At 53.5% G+C, this 15,087-nt stretch carries 11 protein-coding genes and 3 pseudogenes; 9 read left to right on the top strand and 5 right to left on the bottom strand.

The genetic code is table 11. The features are described 5' to 3' along the window. The first annotated feature begins 13 nt into the window (after positions 1–13). Positions 14–780 (top strand): annotated as a pseudogene (locus tag JCM12308_RS16580) (SOS response-associated peptidase). Positions 781–830: 50 nt separating this feature from the next. Beyond that, positions 831–1,600: pseudogene (gene fabG / locus JCM12308_RS16585) on the top strand (3-oxoacyl-ACP reductase FabG). A 5-nt stretch (positions 1,601–1,605) separates the two neighbouring features. Here the strand turns inward: fabG and JCM12308_RS16590 are convergent. Next, positions 1,606–3,018 (bottom strand): FAD-binding oxidoreductase, encoded by a 1,413-nt coding sequence (locus JCM12308_RS16590; protein ID WP_054784491.1) that lies wholly within the window; start codon positions 3,016–3,018, stop codon positions 1,606–1,608. Between the two features lie 174 nt (positions 3,019–3,192). Between JCM12308_RS16590 and fabI the strand changes: the two genes are divergently transcribed. The 6 genes from fabI (at position 3,193) to JCM12308_RS16620 (ending at position 9,716) form a co-directional block, all read left to right on the top strand. Then, positions 3,193–4,005 (top strand): enoyl-ACP reductase FabI, encoded by an 813-nt coding sequence (fabI, locus tag JCM12308_RS16595; protein ID WP_008549566.1) that lies wholly within the window; start codon positions 3,193–3,195, stop codon positions 4,003–4,005. A gap of 198 nt (positions 4,006–4,203) precedes the next feature. Beyond that, on the top strand, positions 4,204–4,830 hold the full coding sequence (locus JCM12308_RS16600; protein ID WP_014284387.1) for a histidine phosphatase family protein: 627 nt from the start codon (positions 4,204–4,206) through the stop codon (positions 4,828–4,830). A 180-nt stretch (positions 4,831–5,010) separates the two neighbouring features. Next, positions 5,011–6,102: a chorismate synthase gene (gene aroC / locus JCM12308_RS16605; RefSeq protein WP_008549804.1), complete on the top strand. Its 1,092-nt coding sequence runs from the start codon at positions 5,011–5,013 to the stop codon at positions 6,100–6,102. 812 nt (positions 6,103–6,914) lie between these two features. Further along, positions 6,915–8,234 (top strand): 3,4-dihydroxy-2-butanone-4-phosphate synthase, encoded by a 1,320-nt coding sequence (gene ribB, locus JCM12308_RS16610; protein WP_008549825.1) that lies wholly within the window; start codon positions 6,915–6,917, stop codon positions 8,232–8,234. Between the two features lie 40 nt (positions 8,235–8,274). Next, the gene (locus JCM12308_RS16615) at positions 8,275–8,823 is read left to right on the top strand and encodes a hypothetical protein (protein WP_208609063.1); all 549 of its coding nucleotides are present in this window, start codon (positions 8,275–8,277) and stop codon (positions 8,821–8,823) included. A gap of 155 nt (positions 8,824–8,978) precedes the next feature. Continuing rightward, positions 8,979–9,716, top strand: coding sequence for a class I SAM-dependent methyltransferase (locus JCM12308_RS16620; RefSeq protein WP_008549847.1), 738 nt, complete (start codon positions 8,979–8,981; stop codon positions 9,714–9,716). A gap of 18 nt (positions 9,717–9,734) precedes the next feature. Here the strand turns inward: JCM12308_RS16620 and JCM12308_RS16625 are convergent, their stop codons facing one another. The 3 genes from JCM12308_RS16625 to JCM12308_RS16635 all read right to left on the bottom strand — a co-directional run bounded on the left by JCM12308_RS16625 (position 9,735) and on the right by JCM12308_RS16635 (position 11,822). Continuing rightward, positions 9,735–10,025, bottom strand: a complete 291-nt coding sequence (locus tag JCM12308_RS16625; RefSeq protein ID WP_054784493.1) for a DUF1330 domain-containing protein — start codon at positions 10,023–10,025, stop codon at positions 9,735–9,737. Positions 10,026–10,078: 53 nt separating this feature from the next. Then, positions 10,079–10,360 carry a hypothetical protein gene (locus tag JCM12308_RS16630; protein WP_208978652.1) on the bottom strand — a complete coding sequence of 94 codons (282 nt, stop codon included), beginning with the start codon at positions 10,358–10,360 and terminating at the stop codon, positions 10,079–10,081. Positions 10,361–10,556: 196 nt separating this feature from the next. Next, positions 10,557–11,822 (bottom strand): class I SAM-dependent RNA methyltransferase, encoded by a 1,266-nt coding sequence (locus JCM12308_RS16635; RefSeq protein WP_054784504.1) that lies wholly within the window; start codon positions 11,820–11,822, stop codon positions 10,557–10,559. A 357-nt stretch (positions 11,823–12,179) separates the two neighbouring features. On the opposite strand from JCM12308_RS16635, the gene JCM12308_RS16640 reads away from it, so the two are divergent. After that, positions 12,180–14,246: a methyl-accepting chemotaxis protein gene (locus JCM12308_RS16640; protein ID WP_054784495.1), complete on the top strand. Its 2,067-nt coding sequence runs from the start codon at positions 12,180–12,182 to the stop codon at positions 14,244–14,246. A 64-nt stretch (positions 14,247–14,310) separates the two neighbouring features. On the opposite strand, the pseudogene JCM12308_RS16645 reads toward JCM12308_RS16640, so the two are convergent. Beyond that, a pseudogene (locus JCM12308_RS16645) lies at positions 14,311–15,041 on the bottom strand (TlyA family RNA methyltransferase). Positions 15,042–15,087: the final 46 nt, after the last annotated feature.

Here is a 15,087-nt window from a genome sequence, read left to right on the forward strand (position 1 = left end):
CAGAGTAATCTGCATGTGTGGTAGATATAGCCTGTCAGCGTCTCCGGAAGAAGTCAAAGCGTTGTTTGAATACATCGAACAGCCCAACTTTCCACCGAGATACAACATAGCACCGACTCAGCCAATTGCACTCGTAAAACACGAAAATGGTGGGCGCCACTTTGGGTTAGCGCGTTGGGGCCTCGTGCTTCATGGGTCAAAGACCCTGCAAGTTTCACGCTTTTACTCAACGCCAGAGCAGAGACTTTGGAAGAGAAACCCTCGTTTCGTGCCGCCGTTCGCCACCGCAGATGTCTGATCCCTGCAAACGGTTTTTACGAGTGGCAACGCAAAGGTGCGGCAAAGCAGCCCTATTGGATCGCGCCTGCAGATGGCCGCCTTTTAGCCTTCGCTGGCCTGTGGGAAACCTACTCCCACCCGGACGGCGGAGACATTGATACCGCTGCTGTAATCACGGTTGAGGCCAACAATACGGTAAAGCCAATCCATCATCGTATGCCTGCAATCATCCCTCAAGAGCACTTTAATGACTGGTTGAGTAACGGAACTGTGATGTCCAGAGACGCAGTTAAATTGCTGCAACCTGTGGATGAAGGTCTCCTGATTGCCACTCCGGTGTCCACGCGCGTCAACAGCGTGGCAAATGATGATCCGTCTTTGTGGGATCGTGAGGTCATCGCTGCCCCACCTCAGCCACCCAAACCAGCGGCAAAACCCAAACCTCGGAAAAAGGCTGCCGGTGGCTCTTCAGGAAACAGCGGTCAGTTAGATTTGTTTTAGGCTCTGCTCAACATACTCAGTCTCACATGAATGATCTGGAGGGACTGAGGATGCTCGCATCGCTAAAAGGTAAGTCTGTCATCGTCACCGGCGGTTCCAAAGGGATCGGCCTCGGCATCTCTCTGGCCTTCGCCCGCGCCGGTGCCTTTGTCACCATCGCCGCCCGCGGAGAGGAAGCCGGTGCCAATGCGGTGAAGGAACTCGCCTTAATCGGCGGAGCTGGGCAGTTTCTGCAATGTGATGTGACGGACTGGGATGCGGTCAAAAGCACCGTGGACGAAACAACCAAACAAGCTGGCTAGATATCATCTGCGCCAACGCTGGCATCTTCCCGAAGCAAAGCATAGAGGAAATGGAGCCCGATCAATGGGAGCTGGTGCAAAACACCAACCTGCGCTCCGCATTCTACTGCACCAAAGCAGCGCTTCCGTATATGAAGGAGACAGGGCAGGGACGCATCATCCTGACCTCATCCATCACCGGCCCCGTAACCGGTGATCCCGGCTGGTCTCATTATGCAGCATCAAAAGCAGGCCAACTCGGCTTCATGCGCACCGCCGCGTTGGAACTGGCACCGCACAACATCACCATCAACGCAGTGCTGCCCGGCAATGTGAAGACAGAAGCACTCGATGATCTGGGAGATGGCTATTTAAAGAAGATGGGCCAGATGGTCCCACTCGGACGACTGGGCGCCCCGCGCGAAGTGGCCAGCGCAGTTCTGTTCCTCGCCAGCGATGAAGCCTCTTACATCACTGGCCAGCAGATCGTCGTCGATGGAGGTCAGGTGCTCCCGGAAGGACTGGAAGCACCTGACTAATCTTGTTAGAGCACGCGCCCCGGATTGAACATGTTGGTTGGGTCAAGCGCCGCTTTAATAGAGCGCATCATGTTCATCTCAGTTTCGCTCTTCACTTCAGCCAGCAGATCCCGCTTCAAGATGCCGATGCCATGCTCCGCAGAGATGGAGCCGTTGTAGCTGGCGACAATGCCATGCACCACGCGGTTCACATCATCCCACTTGGCAAGGTACTCAGCCTTATCGGCACCCTTTGGCTGGGTGATGTTAAAGTGGATGTTGCCATCGCCCATATGCCCGAATGGTACAGGACGACATCCCGGCACGGCCTCTTTAACAGCCGCAATCGCTTCTTCCAGAAACTCCGGCACCTTCGCGACAGGAACGGAGACGTCATGCTTGATGGATCCGCCCTCAAACTTCTGCGCTTCTGACAGACCATGCCGCAGTCGCCAGAAGTCAGCCGCCTGCGCCTTGCTTTGCGCCAGCAGCCCATCCCGCAACAAGTCAGCTTCAAACGCTTCAGTGAAGATGGTCTCCGTCAGGCTGGCAATGTCGATGTCTTTGGTGCCCGCAGAGATCTCGATGAGTACATACCACGGATGCTGCTCCTCGAACGGATAGCGGGACTGCTCCATATGCTCACATACAAACTGCATGCCCGATTGCGGCATCAGTTCAAAGCCGGTGAGCATGTTCCCCGCGTGGCTTTTTGCCAATGAAAACAGGGAGAGGGCCTTCGCAGGCGAATCTAGCGCGACCAGAGCAACCTCGACTGACGCCGGGGCTGGGTATAATTTGAGGCTGGCACCCGTAATGATCCCCAAAGTGCCCTCTGAGCCGATAAATATTTGTTTCAAATCGTAACCAGTATTGTCTTTGCGAAGGGTCCGAAGTCCCTCCCAGACCTCACCATTTGCAAGCACAACTTCCAGCCCGAGAACAAGGTCACGGGTGTTCCCGTAAGACAGCACAGCGGTGCCACCGGCGTTGGTTGCAATGTTGCCGCCGATCTCACAGGAGCCCTGCGAAGCGAGCGTCAAAGGAAACAAACGATCATGTTTTTCAGCCGCATCATGGATGGCTTGTAATGTGATCCCTGCATCTACAACCATCGTATACCCTTCAGGGTCGATGTGGCGAATTTTATTTAATCTAGAAAGGGATAGCACGATTTCACTGCCATCTGGGTTGGGGATTTGGCCCCCTACCAAACCGGTATTTCCTCCCTGCGGAACCACCTTCAGGCCATGCTGTGCCGCAAGCTTCACACACTCTGCAACCTCGGCAGTGGAACCGGGCCGCAATACCATGGGTGTGGCCCCTTTGAACTTGTCTCTCCACTCAACGAGAAAAGGGGCTTTGTCGCTGTCGCTGACAAGCACATGTGCGGTCCCGATAATGCTCTCAAACGCGTTCACCAAATTTGGAATAGTCATTTTTCTGTCGCAGTGTTGGAAGTTGATCTGGCTTTCACTATCAGATAATGGGAGCGCAAGAACACGTCCATGTCTGATTGGACTTTTTTCGATGGCTTGAAGCCAAATGAACAGTGTGCCATAGCATTTTTAATCTGTTCGCCAGATAAAGTGATATTCACTCAGGAGAAAAACATGGCAGAAGCGCAAGGATTGATGGCCGGCAAACGTGGTCTCATCATGGGACTGGCCAACAATCGGTCCATCGCTTGGGGTATTGCGACAGCACTACACGATGCCGGAGCTGAAATCGCACTCACCTATCAGGGTGAAGCGCTGAAGAAGCGCGTTGAACCATTAGCAGAGAAGCTCGACGCACTTGTTGTAGGTGATTGCGACGTTACGAACGAAGCAAGCATTGATGCAGCATTTGAAGTTCTGGAGCAAAAATGGGGCAAGATTGACTTCGTCATTCATGCGATCGCTTTCTCTGACAAAGAAGAGCTGACTGGTCGTTATCTGGACACCAGCGCTGACAACTTTGCAAAGACAATGCAGATCTCCTGCTACTCGCTGGCATCCGTTGCCCGCCGTGCAGAGAAGTTGATGACCGAAGGCGGTTCCATTGTAACTCTCACCTACTACGGTGCTGAGAAGGTTATGCCAAACTACAACGTCATGGGCGTTGCAAAGGCTGCATTGGAAGCAAGCGTGAAGTACCTCGCAGTTGATCTTGGTCCAAAGAAGATCCGCGTCAACGCGATCTCTGCTGGCCCAATCAAAACACTGGCAGCAGCTGGTATCGGCGACTTCCGCTACATCCTCAAATGGAACGAGTACAACGCACCACTGCGTGAAACCGTCTCCATTGATGATGTCGGAAACTCTGCGCTCTACCTCACATCCGATCTGTCCCGCTCCGTCACTGGTGAAACCCACCACGTTGACAGCGGCTACCACGTGATCGGCATGAAGGCAGTTGACGCTCCGGACATCTCCGTCGTCTAAGCGATCAAAGCTTATCAGTTTGAGAAAAGGCGCTCTTCGGGGCGCCTTTTTTGCGTTTGAGGTGCCGGTAAAGCCACGTATGACTTAAATCAAGAATGTGTGCATAACTGTTGTCTCCCAATGAGGAATGACACATCTACCTCGTAAGAAGCCGTTACAAATCGGTTGCCGACTAAACTATTGCCAAAGGCCCATGGAATGACAGGTTCGTTGATGCCCCTCGCGAAGATCACACCAACTCCGCTGCTTTATGTGCGTCACGGACAAACCGACTGGAACCTGGAAGGGCGCATGCAGGGCGGTCAGGACATCCCGCTCAACGACACTGGCCGCAAACAGGCCCGTCGCAATGGCATGGTGATGAAAGACTTCCTCGTCGATCTCGGCAAAACCCCAGATGATTTCATCTTTGTCTGCTCCCCGATGATCCGCGCCCGCGAGACCATGGAGATCCTGCGCAAGGAAATGGGCTTGGATCCCAACGACTACAAAGTTGACGAGCGACTGCGTGAAATCACGTTTGGCAACGTAGAGGGAATGACAGTTCCTGAAATGATGGTTGAACGTCCCGAAGTCATCCGCATGCGCCGTGAAGACAAATGGGGTTACGTTCACCCGGAGGGGGAGAGCTACAAAATGGTCTCTGACCGCATCGCCGAGTGGATGTCCGAGCAGAAAGACCCCATGATCATCGTCGCCCACGGCGTGGTCATGCGCGTCCTGCGTGGTCTGCTCTGCGGTTACGCTCCAGCCGAAATCCCAGATCTGGACACCCCACAGGACCAGTTCCTGCTTTGGCGCGATGGATCAGAAGCTTGGATCTGAAGAACAAGCCCAAAATCTGCCTGTTCTTTTGGGAAATTGACGCAAGTGCTGCAAGGCTCTCAATTGACCTCTTGCGAGAACCCTCCTAAAACCACTTTAATTTCCAGAGTACGTTCCGTTCGATTGAAGAGAGTCGACGAATGTGGGCGTGCTCATGCTCTAAAAGTGAACCACTAGAACATGTCCCACAACACCTTTGGTCATCTGTTTCGCGTAACGACTTGGGGCGAGAGCCATGGACCAGCGCTTGGTTGCGTTGTCGATGGTTGTCCGCCTCTGCTACCAATTACAGCAGAAGAGATTCAGGTGTATCTGGACCAGCGCAAGCCGGGACAAAACAAGTTTACGACCCAGCGCCGTGAGCCGGATCAGGTGAAAATTCTCTCTGGTGTGATGGTGGATGAAGACGGCGTGCAGCGCACGACCGGCACGCCCATCTCCCTGATGATCGAAAACACCGACCAGCGTTCCAAAGATTACTCTGAGATCAAAGAACGCTACCGTCCGGGCCATGCTGATTATGCTTATGATGCAAAGTACGGCATCCGTGATTACCGCGGTGGTGGCCGTTCTTCCGCTCGCGAAACCGCAGCGCGCGTAGCTGCTGGTGGTCTGGCACGCAAAGTCATTCCAAACATTCTGATCCGCGGCGCTCTGGTGCAGATGGGTCCGCACAAGATCAATCGCGACAACTGGGATTGGAATGAGGTTCACAACAACCCGTTCTTCTGTCCGGATGCAGAAGCAGCAAAGTTCTTTGAAGAGTACCTCGATGGTATCCGCAAAGACGGCTCTTCCATTGGCGCGGTGATCGAAGTGGTCGCAGAACACGTTCCAGTCGGTCTGGGCGCACCACTTTACGGTAAACTCGATCAGGACTTGGCATCCGCCATGATGTCCATCAACGCTGTGAAGGGTGTTGAGATTGGCAACGGCTTTGAAGCGGCTTGCCTCACTGGCGAGGAAAACGCTGACGAAATGCGCATGGGCGAAGATGGCAAGCCGGAGTTCCTCTCCAATCAGGCTGGCGGCGTCCTCGGCGGCATCTCCTCTGGCGCGCCAGTGGTGGTTCGTTTTGCAGTGAAGCCAACTTCTTCTATCTTGACCCCACGCAAATCCATCACCCGCAGTGGGGAAGAGGTGGACGTCATGACCAAAGGCCGCCACGACCCATGTGTTGGCATTCGTGCAGTACCAGTTGGCGAAGCCATGATGGCGTGCGTTCTGGCAGATCACGTCCTGCGCGACCGAGGGCAGTGCGGCGAGCGTTAAGAAGATTCTCAACCTCTGATTTCATTCTGATTGAAAGGCGCTGGCACAACCGGCGCCTTTTTTGTTGCTCCCCGCGCTTATGTAAGATGGCCTTGAGACGTGGGCTGGTGAAAAAATCTTATCCCCTCCTCCAAAGATATGGTCATACTAATCCCATGCCCACGTGATGGGCAGCTGGCGGACCGTCCGTCAGCGTGTCGTGGGCTGGGTGGGGCTTTTGTGAGAGGTAACGCATCTTGCAGAGGTCCGGTGGCACCGATTTTCAGGCGTGACTGCATGGTCTGAGAGGAAGGGCCCAAGCCTGAAGGGCATCACGCAGTGGCATTTGCTGGTCAGAGCAGTACATGCCAAGGGCAGCGGACCTGCTTGCATACGGAAACTTATCTGAGCAAAGCCGTTGTCTTTCCGGGAAACCGGCTATCGTGTCTTTCAGGATAAGAGGCGATGTTGGCCATACCAAAATGCCCGGGCAAGGCGCGTAGCCAATGCCGAAGACTCTATTACTAACTCAATGCGCAGGTATTGCCTGCCGCCTTGCCTCTCCCGACCTTCGGGAAATCTGGTTCAACACTGCATGGGAGGCCATGTGGTGCTATTGGTGCTTGTGCGGTTGCATCAAGAGGCTAGCAGGGTGAGGGAGCCCAGCTCAGCGCAGATACACAAAGCTGCAAACCGTTTATTCACCTCAACAGAGCACTTGCATACGACCTAGGTAGAAAGCGGTAAGCTTTTTTCCATTTGCCCCTTGATTTCCGAGTTTAAAAGCGCGATTTCAGTATCACTGAAAATTGCAAGGCCAAGGGGCTAGGATTATGCGCTTGACTGAATGGCTGGAAGACAATGGTGAAAGCAGAAGTGCATTTGCACGTCGTGCTGGTTTGTCTCCTGCATCTGTAACCGCACTGTGCAACGACCCAAGCGCATGGATTTCTCGGGAGATGGCCCAGAAGATCGCTGAGGCGACGGGCCATCAGGTGACCCCTAACGATTTTCTCGGACTAAAAGAAAACAAGGAGTACGTCGTGTCTCAAACAAGAGTAGCCGAAGCCCTGCGCGCGTTCGAAAACGGCGAGATGGTTGTTGTGACCGACGATGACGATCGTGAAAACGAAGGCGATCTCATTGTAGCGGCCAACATGATCACCCCGGAACAGATGGCGTTCATCATTCGCCACACCTCTGGCATCGTCTGTGCTCCGATGACGCTGAAAGAAGCCAAGCGCCTGCACCTTGAGCCGATGGTCGCCAACAACGATGCCCCACTGGCAACCGCATTCACCGTTTCAGTTGATTACGCACCGGGCCTGACCACAGGCATTTCCGCAGAACAGCGCTGTGCCACCGTTCGCGGTCTTGCCAATCCAAATGCCGGTGCTGCGGACTTTGTCCGTCCGGGCCACATCTTCCCGCTGGTCGCCAAAGAAGGCGGCGTCCTCATGCGCTCCGGCCACACCGAAGCGGCTGTCGACCTGTGTAAGCTGACCGGCCTGCCAGAAGTTGGCGTGATCAGTGAGCTGGTCAACGACGACGGCACCGTAAAGCGTGGTGAGCAGGTAGAAGCTTTTGCAAAAGAGCATAACCTGAAGATGGTCTCTGTTGCAGACCTGATCGCATGGCGCCAGCGTCACGAGAACCTCGTCAGCCGCATCGATGAGTTCGACGTAGACACCACAGCGGGCAAGGCACGCGCCATCGTGTATTCTACTCCGTTCGACAATGTTGGCCACTTGGCGCTGGTTTACGGCGACATCCGTGATGGTCAGGATATTCCTGTCAGATTGCATCTGGAAAACGTTCTCGATGACGTTTTTGGGCAAACCAAACCTCTGGAAGCAATCATGGAAGACTTTGCGGAAAGAGGCCGAGGCATTATTGTTTACCTGCGTGAAGGTGCGGTAGGCGTTGCCAGCAAGTCCAACCGTCATCGCGATGGTCTGGAAGCGGCTGAAAATGAGCAGCATGAGTCTGCGCAGGGTCGCTCTGAAGACTGGCGCGAAGTTGGCCTTGGTGCGCAGATCCTGAAAGATCTGGGTGCAAACTCCATCCGCGTTATCGCTTCACGTGAGCGCCACTATGTTGGCCTTGAAGGCTTTGGCCTGAAAGTGGAAGCAACGGAAACCCCGGCGGACTAACAAGTTTAGCCCCCGGCGCAATATGGAGAGTGGCGGGGGCATGTCTCAGTTTGATCTTGACCCATGGCAGGAAGAGCAAAGCTCGGCTGAACCATTCACACTGGGATACAAAAAGGGCACAGGGGAACCTGTCGTCTATGGCAGCCTGCTCTTAGGCGCTGCCTTGCTGGGAACCGGCATCGTCAGCGGATCTCTCATCCCGGCACTGGCCTCACTTCCCGTCTTTCTGAGTGTTTACTGGCATTACCCGTTTATAGACAAATGTCCTCAAATGGCGGCCAATGACACCGGCCTGTACCTGGAACGGCTTGGCGTCGTGCGCTGGTCAGCTATCTCCGAGCTGTCCATCTACACGACTGCCGTTCGCACGATGGAATTCAACCAGTTGCGTATCCAGTTCAACCGCCCGCTAGAAGAGTGTTTCGTTCAAAAAGAGCCGCAATCCCTGACCCGATTGGCTATGCGAAAGAACTGGCGATTGAAGCAAGGCAAGTCGAATACGCCAGTACTTGAAGTGGATTTGCATTTGCTCGCATGTGACCCTGAGATCCTGCTGCAAAGAACTAGACAGTTCTGGCGAGGAGCATGATGTTTATCTGCAACACAGATCTATAAACAATCATTAGGCAGATTAAATACCTCATAAATCTTCGTTTAGCCGTAAATCCGCCTATCCTGTTACAAGACGTTAACACTCTTAACCTAACTTTTATTAGGAAGGACAGGACCCGGAAGGCAATGATCATGCAGCTAAATCGCACGGATATGGAGAGCAACACCTGCAGCTTTACTAGTCTGGACAAAGATTGGGGAGCTGATGATGATTACCTGTTCAACTTTGCCTGCACACCAGGCGGTAGCGTTTTGCAAATTGCCTGCGGCACTGGGGCGCTGTCCAACGCTCTCTCGCAGCAGGACGTAAACGTTGTTGGGGTCGACCGAAATCCGAAGAAAATCGCGCAAGCTGTGAAGCGTACAGATGCGGTGACGTGGTTAGAGGCAGATGCCCGAACGGTTCACCTCAATCAGAAGTTCGACCGCATCATTATCACCGGAAACGCTTTCCAGGCCTTCGCAACAAACACCGATCAGATCCTCGTCCTCCAGACCATCGCTTCTCACCTGAAACCAACTGGCAAATTCGCATTCGGCATGGAAAACCCGAAGTCGCGTCCTTGGGAGAAGTGGGGCCAAAAGAGCAAACCAACCATGGTTCGCTCGGTAGCAGGGCAACGCGTATCGCTGTGGCAGGATACGTCCGGACCAGACAAAAACGGCCTTGTCCATATGCAGACCCACTACGACAGTGATGGTCAACATTATTCAAAGAACAACATGCGCCGCTTCGTGCACCGCGACCATATCCGCCATCTGCTGGAAGCTGTCGGCTTGCATGCAACAGCCTCCTATGGCGATTGGTCTGCTCTGAACCTCAACGATGCTGCGCCTTACATCATCGTCAGCGGCGGCCTGAGCAACTAACTGGCATTACCGTTTAGATTAGATGCCATCAATAATGGTCAGACTGCACTTGGCCGCAGCATGACGGATCTTGGCAACAGGGGCGTACTCTGGGCTACTGAGAAAAGCCTGGGCTTTCTCCATGCTGGGAAACTCGACAATAACCAGCCGATGCGGCGTCCATAGGTCGCTCTCGACCACATCCATATCACCGCCACGGGCCCGGTAAACACCACCATAGCTCTCCGCAATCGGACGTGCTTGAGCCTTATAATCCTCGTAGGCGATAGGATCTTCAATTTTTGTATCAACAATGACGTAAGCTGGCATATACTTCTCCTGTAATTGGAAAAGAGCCTATCTGATTTGGTTGAGCTGTAAAATTATGCAGCAGACTTAGTGCCGTTATCTTTAGGTGAAGACTGTCCCTTGCCCAGACGCTTTTTGAAATAGCGCGGGCGCGTCCGTCTGATGATCTTCTTGAACCGACCACTGGACCGCACTTCAATCCAATGCAGAGCCTGATTGAGCCAGACGAAGTTTTTCCGGTGCCGTCGCACAAACTTCGCAAATCGGCGACTGCTGGCTATCAACAGCACGGCACCCAAGGCAAGCAGAGGCACACCCGTTGGAATAGGGGTCCAGACCGTCAGAAGGCCCAGCACAATGCAAATGATAGCTGCAAAAACCGAAAGGCCCTTGATCAATAGCTCGACCACCCGTTCACGTTACCAACGCGGCAAAGTATACGCGCAGGTCGTGAAGCTTCGGTAACACGTGCTGTCAAAGGGAGGGCAGATACTCAAAATTCAGGGAAGACGGCAAACTGCAGGTAACCCGCCGCCTTCACAAAAAAAGCGCTTAAGCGCTGCGCTCCAGCAGAGCAACCACTTCCACATGAGGGGAATAGAGGAACTGATCAATCGGCACCACGCGCTTGATCTCATAGCCACCGTCCAGCAACTCGCGCATGTCGCGGGCAAAGCTGGCTGGGCTACAGGAAACAGCCACGATCTTCTTTACCGGAGATTTGGCCAACTCCTGCGCCTGTGCAAGTGCACCAGCACGCGGAGGATCAAACACAACGCCGTCATAGCCCTTACCGAAGTTGTCCAGTTCCTTGGCAACGATAGGGCGGCGGAACAGGTCTCGACGCTCAGTGGTCACTTTTTTGAGGCCCTTGGCACGTCGCAGACCCAGATCAAGGGCTTTCAGAGAGGAAGCTTCCCCCTCTACCGCATGCACATTGGCAAACTGACCAATCTTGAACGTGAGCGTTCCAGCGCCGCAGAAAAGGTCCGCTACACGCTTACAGCCCTTAAGGCCTCCCGCCAGCAGATCACCCATGGTGTTTTCTGCACTAAGAGCCGCCTGAATAAAGCCACCCGCAGGGATTGGAACAGCTGCGCCGCTCATATCCAACAGAGGAGGGCGGATCTCGATAATTGTCTCGCCATCAACAGTCAGACGAGCAAGGTCATTCTCAACGGCTCCCTGAGAGAGCTGCAGGTAATGTTTGTCCTTGTTCTTACCAAGGCCAGTTATCGCCACATCAAGACCACTCTGCGTGGTGGTTACGGTGAACTTCAGCTCACCTTTGCGCGGCAGCACCTCTCCTGCAAGTCTGCGCAGGCCCGGCACGGCCTTCATGATTTCGGGTGCAATCACCGGACATTCTTCAATGTCCACGAGACGATTGGACTTTGCAGTGTGATAGCCAAACAGAACTTTGTGTCCTGCCTTAACCGCCGCAAAAACAGCACGGCGGCGACTGCCTTTATCGCAGACAACAACATCCTCAACCGCGCTCTCGATGCCGCGGGAGGCAAGGGCATCAACCACCTGCTGTCGTTTGAACTCCTTATAGGAAGCCTCATCCATATGCTGCAGCGAACAGCCACCACATGTGCCGTAATGCTTACACACTGGCGCAACACGATGCGCACTCGGCTCGATAACTTCTTTTAGTTCCGCACGTGGTCCCTGCACCTTGGCGCTCACAAGCTCGCCTTCAAGGGTATAGGGAATAAAGATCTGTCCGGCTTCGCTCTCAACAACGCCATCCCCTTTATGGGCAAGGCGGGCGATACGAAGGGTTTCTACAGTGGCTTCAGGCTTCTTAGACATGGCACTGCGTTTACAGCGCTGCAGGGACACATGCAATGCTTGATCTCATGAAGTTCAGCGATCCGCACCTGAGCCAGCGAGAGTCGATTCTATCTCTTGCATCTAATCTAGAGGAAACCTTGCTGTATGACGCAAGGGTAATGTGGAAAATCGACGTAGAGGCACCATGAAAAGCTATTTCTCTTCTGTTTTTCAGATGAATCTACTGATGCATTTAAAATGCTCTCAAAAATAAACTTTTTGTTTTCTTATTTGATCGATTTCCCAGCTGAATGCGAGTTGCATGCGTGAAGAAGTACAGTCTAGGGCTGCAAACTTCCCAATAAAAATATCGGCAATGTTCAGCAGGAGTTTTCGATGCCGTCTTTGAAATTAAAAGGGAAACTGACATTTTGGGTTGTTGTGATTGCGCTGGTATCGATGATTGCCTCGTCGGGCTCCGTCCTGTTCATCGGTGCTGGTGTGATTGAAGAGCAAGCGATTAAGCTCTCCAACGAAATTGCGAAGGAAAGCGCCGCAGCTGTTAAAGCTGAACTGGACCAATCCTTCGCAGTGGTCAGAAACACAGCAAACTCCCTTGATGCGCTCAGAAAGAGCGAGAGCGCAGACCGCGTTGCTTCTGCTGACATCCTGAAAAGCGTCCTTCAAAGCAACAGCCAGTTGATCGGCAGTTGGGCAGCCTGGGAGTCGGATGCGTTTGACGGCAAGGATCAGGACTTTGCAGGCAAGCCGTATCACGACAAAACCGGAAGGTTCATTCCTTACTGGTTCCGTTCCGGCGGCCAGATCAACCGCGAAGCACTCGTTGATTACGACAAGGATGGAGCAGGGGACTACTATCTGCTCGCTCAACGAAGCGGAACAGAAGTCATTCTGGAGCCGTACACCTACTCAGTCGGCGGCGTTGAAACCCTCATCACATCCCTTGTTGTGCCGGTGGATGGGTTTGGTGCCAGAGATGGTGTTGCCGGTGTAGACATCGCACTCTCTGCCATTCAGGAAAGACTGAACGAGATGCGCCCCTATGAAGAGGGATACCTCACCTTGGTCAGTTCCTCCGGCACCATCGTCTCCCACCCTGATAGTGAGCTTGTAACAAAATCTGCCAGCTCCGCAGGGTTCTCCGAAGCCGTTCTGGAGCCGCTAAGCTCAAAGCACACTAGCATTCTTCCAAACACCTTGGTTCGGGGTGTTGAGATGCTGCAGGTTGGCGTTCCGATCAGCATTGCAAAAACAGAAAAGCCTTGGCTGCTGGTCATTACCATCCCGCGCAGCAAGATCCTTGAAGCATCAAACCACATGTTCTCGCTGGTTTCTGTTCTGGGCGCAGTGCTTGCAGTGCTGGCAGCTCTGGGCGCATGGATCTTCGCCAACTCTCTGAGCAAGCCGATCTCCTCACTCACCCATGTCATGGGAGAACTGGCATCGGGCAATCTGGAAGCTGAAATTTTGGAACGCCGTCAGAAGGATGAGATCTCCGACATGATCACCGCCGTGCGTGTCTTCAAAGACAACGCCATCAAAGTCAAAGAGATGGAGGCGGATAAGAAGGAACAGGAAGCCAAACGCATCGCAGCTGAAAAGGCGACCCGAACAAAGATCGTTACCGACTTTGAAAAGAGTGTTGGCAGCGTTGTCGAAACAGTCTCCTCAGCAGCATCCGACATGAAGTCTCATGCAGATGTTTTGGAACCTGCTGCAAACAAGGCGCAGTCCCGTGCGCAAGCAGGCGCAAGTGCGGCTGAAGCAACATCCGTCAACGTGCAAACCGTGAGCTCTGCTGCAGAAGAACTGACGGCCTCCATCCGCGAGATTGGCGTTCAGGTTGATTTGGCCTCCAGAACTGTTGCTGTGGCGGTTTCTAAGTCAGAGCAAACCAACGTCACAGTTCGCGGTCTTTCTGAAGCTGTGCTCAAAATCGGTGAGGTGATCGACATCATCAACGCGATTGCTGATCAGACCAACCTTCTCGCACTCAACGCGACCATCGAGGCGGCCCGCGCTGGTGAATCTGGCAAAGGCTTTGCTGTTGTGGCTAACGAGGTGAAAGACCTTGCCAACCAGACAGGCCGGGCTACGCAGAGCATCGCGGAACAAATCAGCAGCGTTCAGGAAGCCACACAAGGTGCAGTTGATGAGATTGCCGGCATTTCAAAGACGATCAGCGAATTGGATGAAGTGGCATCCAACATTGCTGCCGCTGTTGAAGAGCAGGGTGTCGCCACAAGCGAGATTGCCCGCAGTGCGGAACTGGCATCCAACGGAACCAAGGAAGTCTTCGCCAACGTGAACGACATCGAAAAGGCAGCGGAAGACACCAGCACCTCGGCCTCAAGCGTGAAGAGGGCATCTGTCGATCTGACAGAACTAGCCGATGACCTCAAAGGCCGCGTCGAAGGGTTCGTATCCCAACTGCGGGCTTAAGCTAAAAGACAACAACAGCCTCTCTCGGACCATTCAGGTGTGAGAGAGGCCTTCAAAATGTGAGCTATGATTGCTTCCGGCAAGCCATCAGATACTCAACATTCCCGTCTCCACCTTTGATGGGGGAGGTGGTAATTCCCAGAACTGACCAACCGGATTGGTCATTCATCCACTCTTGCAACTCAACAGAGATTTCTTGTGCAATCTCTTCTGAAACAAGACCACCTTTACCAATCCGCTCACGCCCAGCTTCAAACTGCGGCTTAACAAGGAACACGCCAACAGCTCCATCAGCAGCCAGCTCCAATGCAGGAGGAAGGGCAAGCTTCAGCGAGATAAAACTCACGTCAGAAACCAGAAACTCCGGATGTTGTCCTTCAAGGTGCTCAAGGGTGAGCTCCCGCGCATTCAGTCCGTCTTTGCGGATGACGCGCCGATCATTGGAGATCTTTTCAGCCAGCTGATCATGGCCCACATCAATGGCATGCACCACCTGCGCACCGCGCTCCAACAGAACCTGAGTAAAGCCACCAGTTGAGGCCCCAATGTCCAGACAGATCTTATCAGCAGGATTGAGTGAAAAGTGCTCCAGCCTTTGATGAGCTTCAGAGCGGCGCGGGAAACATAAGCAGAGGCAGGATCATCAATGGAAATTTGCGGCGCACCAATAACCTTCTGAGATGGCTTCTTCGCAGGACTGCTGTCCACCATAACCGTATTGCGCAAGATCGCATCACGTGCCGGACACGGTGTTTCAAAATAACCATGTTCGACGAGGTATTGATCAAGCCGCATATATCACCTGACTGGGAAACTCAGACAGCTCAGCTTATAAGCCGAA

Source organism: Pseudovibrio denitrificans JCM 12308, assembly GCF_001310815.1.
GTDB classification, from domain to species: Bacteria; Pseudomonadota; Alphaproteobacteria; order Rhizobiales; family Stappiaceae; genus Pseudovibrio; species Pseudovibrio denitrificans.

What these genes read in the sequence shown, in the direction of transcription:
- JCM12308_RS16590 (WP_054784491.1), bottom strand. Translation starts at nt 3,018, where the DNA reads ATGACTATTCCAAATTTGGTGAACGCGTTTGAGAGCATTATCGGGACC.
- fabI (WP_008549566.1), top strand. Translation starts at nt 3,193, where the DNA reads ATGGCAGAAGCGCAAGGATTGATGGCCGGCAAACGTGGTCTCATCATG.
- JCM12308_RS16600 (WP_014284387.1), top strand. Translation starts at nt 4,204, where the DNA reads ATGACAGGTTCGTTGATGCCCCTCGCGAAGATCACACCAACTCCGCTG.
- aroC (WP_008549804.1), top strand. Translation starts at nt 5,011, where the DNA reads ATGTCCCACAACACCTTTGGTCATCTGTTTCGCGTAACGACTTGGGGC.
- ribB (WP_008549825.1), top strand. Translation starts at nt 6,915, where the DNA reads ATGCGCTTGACTGAATGGCTGGAAGACAATGGTGAAAGCAGAAGTGCA.
- JCM12308_RS16615 (WP_208609063.1), top strand. Translation starts at nt 8,275, where the DNA reads ATGTCTCAGTTTGATCTTGACCCATGGCAGGAAGAGCAAAGCTCGGCT.
- JCM12308_RS16620 (WP_008549847.1), top strand. Translation starts at nt 8,979, where the DNA reads ATGCAGCTAAATCGCACGGATATGGAGAGCAACACCTGCAGCTTTACT.
- JCM12308_RS16625 (WP_054784493.1), bottom strand. Translation starts at nt 10,025, where the DNA reads ATGCCAGCTTACGTCATTGTTGATACAAAAATTGAAGATCCTATCGCC.
- JCM12308_RS16635 (WP_054784504.1), bottom strand. Translation starts at nt 11,822, where the DNA reads ATGTCTAAGAAGCCTGAAGCCACTGTAGAAACCCTTCGTATCGCCCGC.
- JCM12308_RS16640 (WP_054784495.1), top strand. Translation starts at nt 12,180, where the DNA reads ATGCCGTCTTTGAAATTAAAAGGGAAACTGACATTTTGGGTTGTTGTG.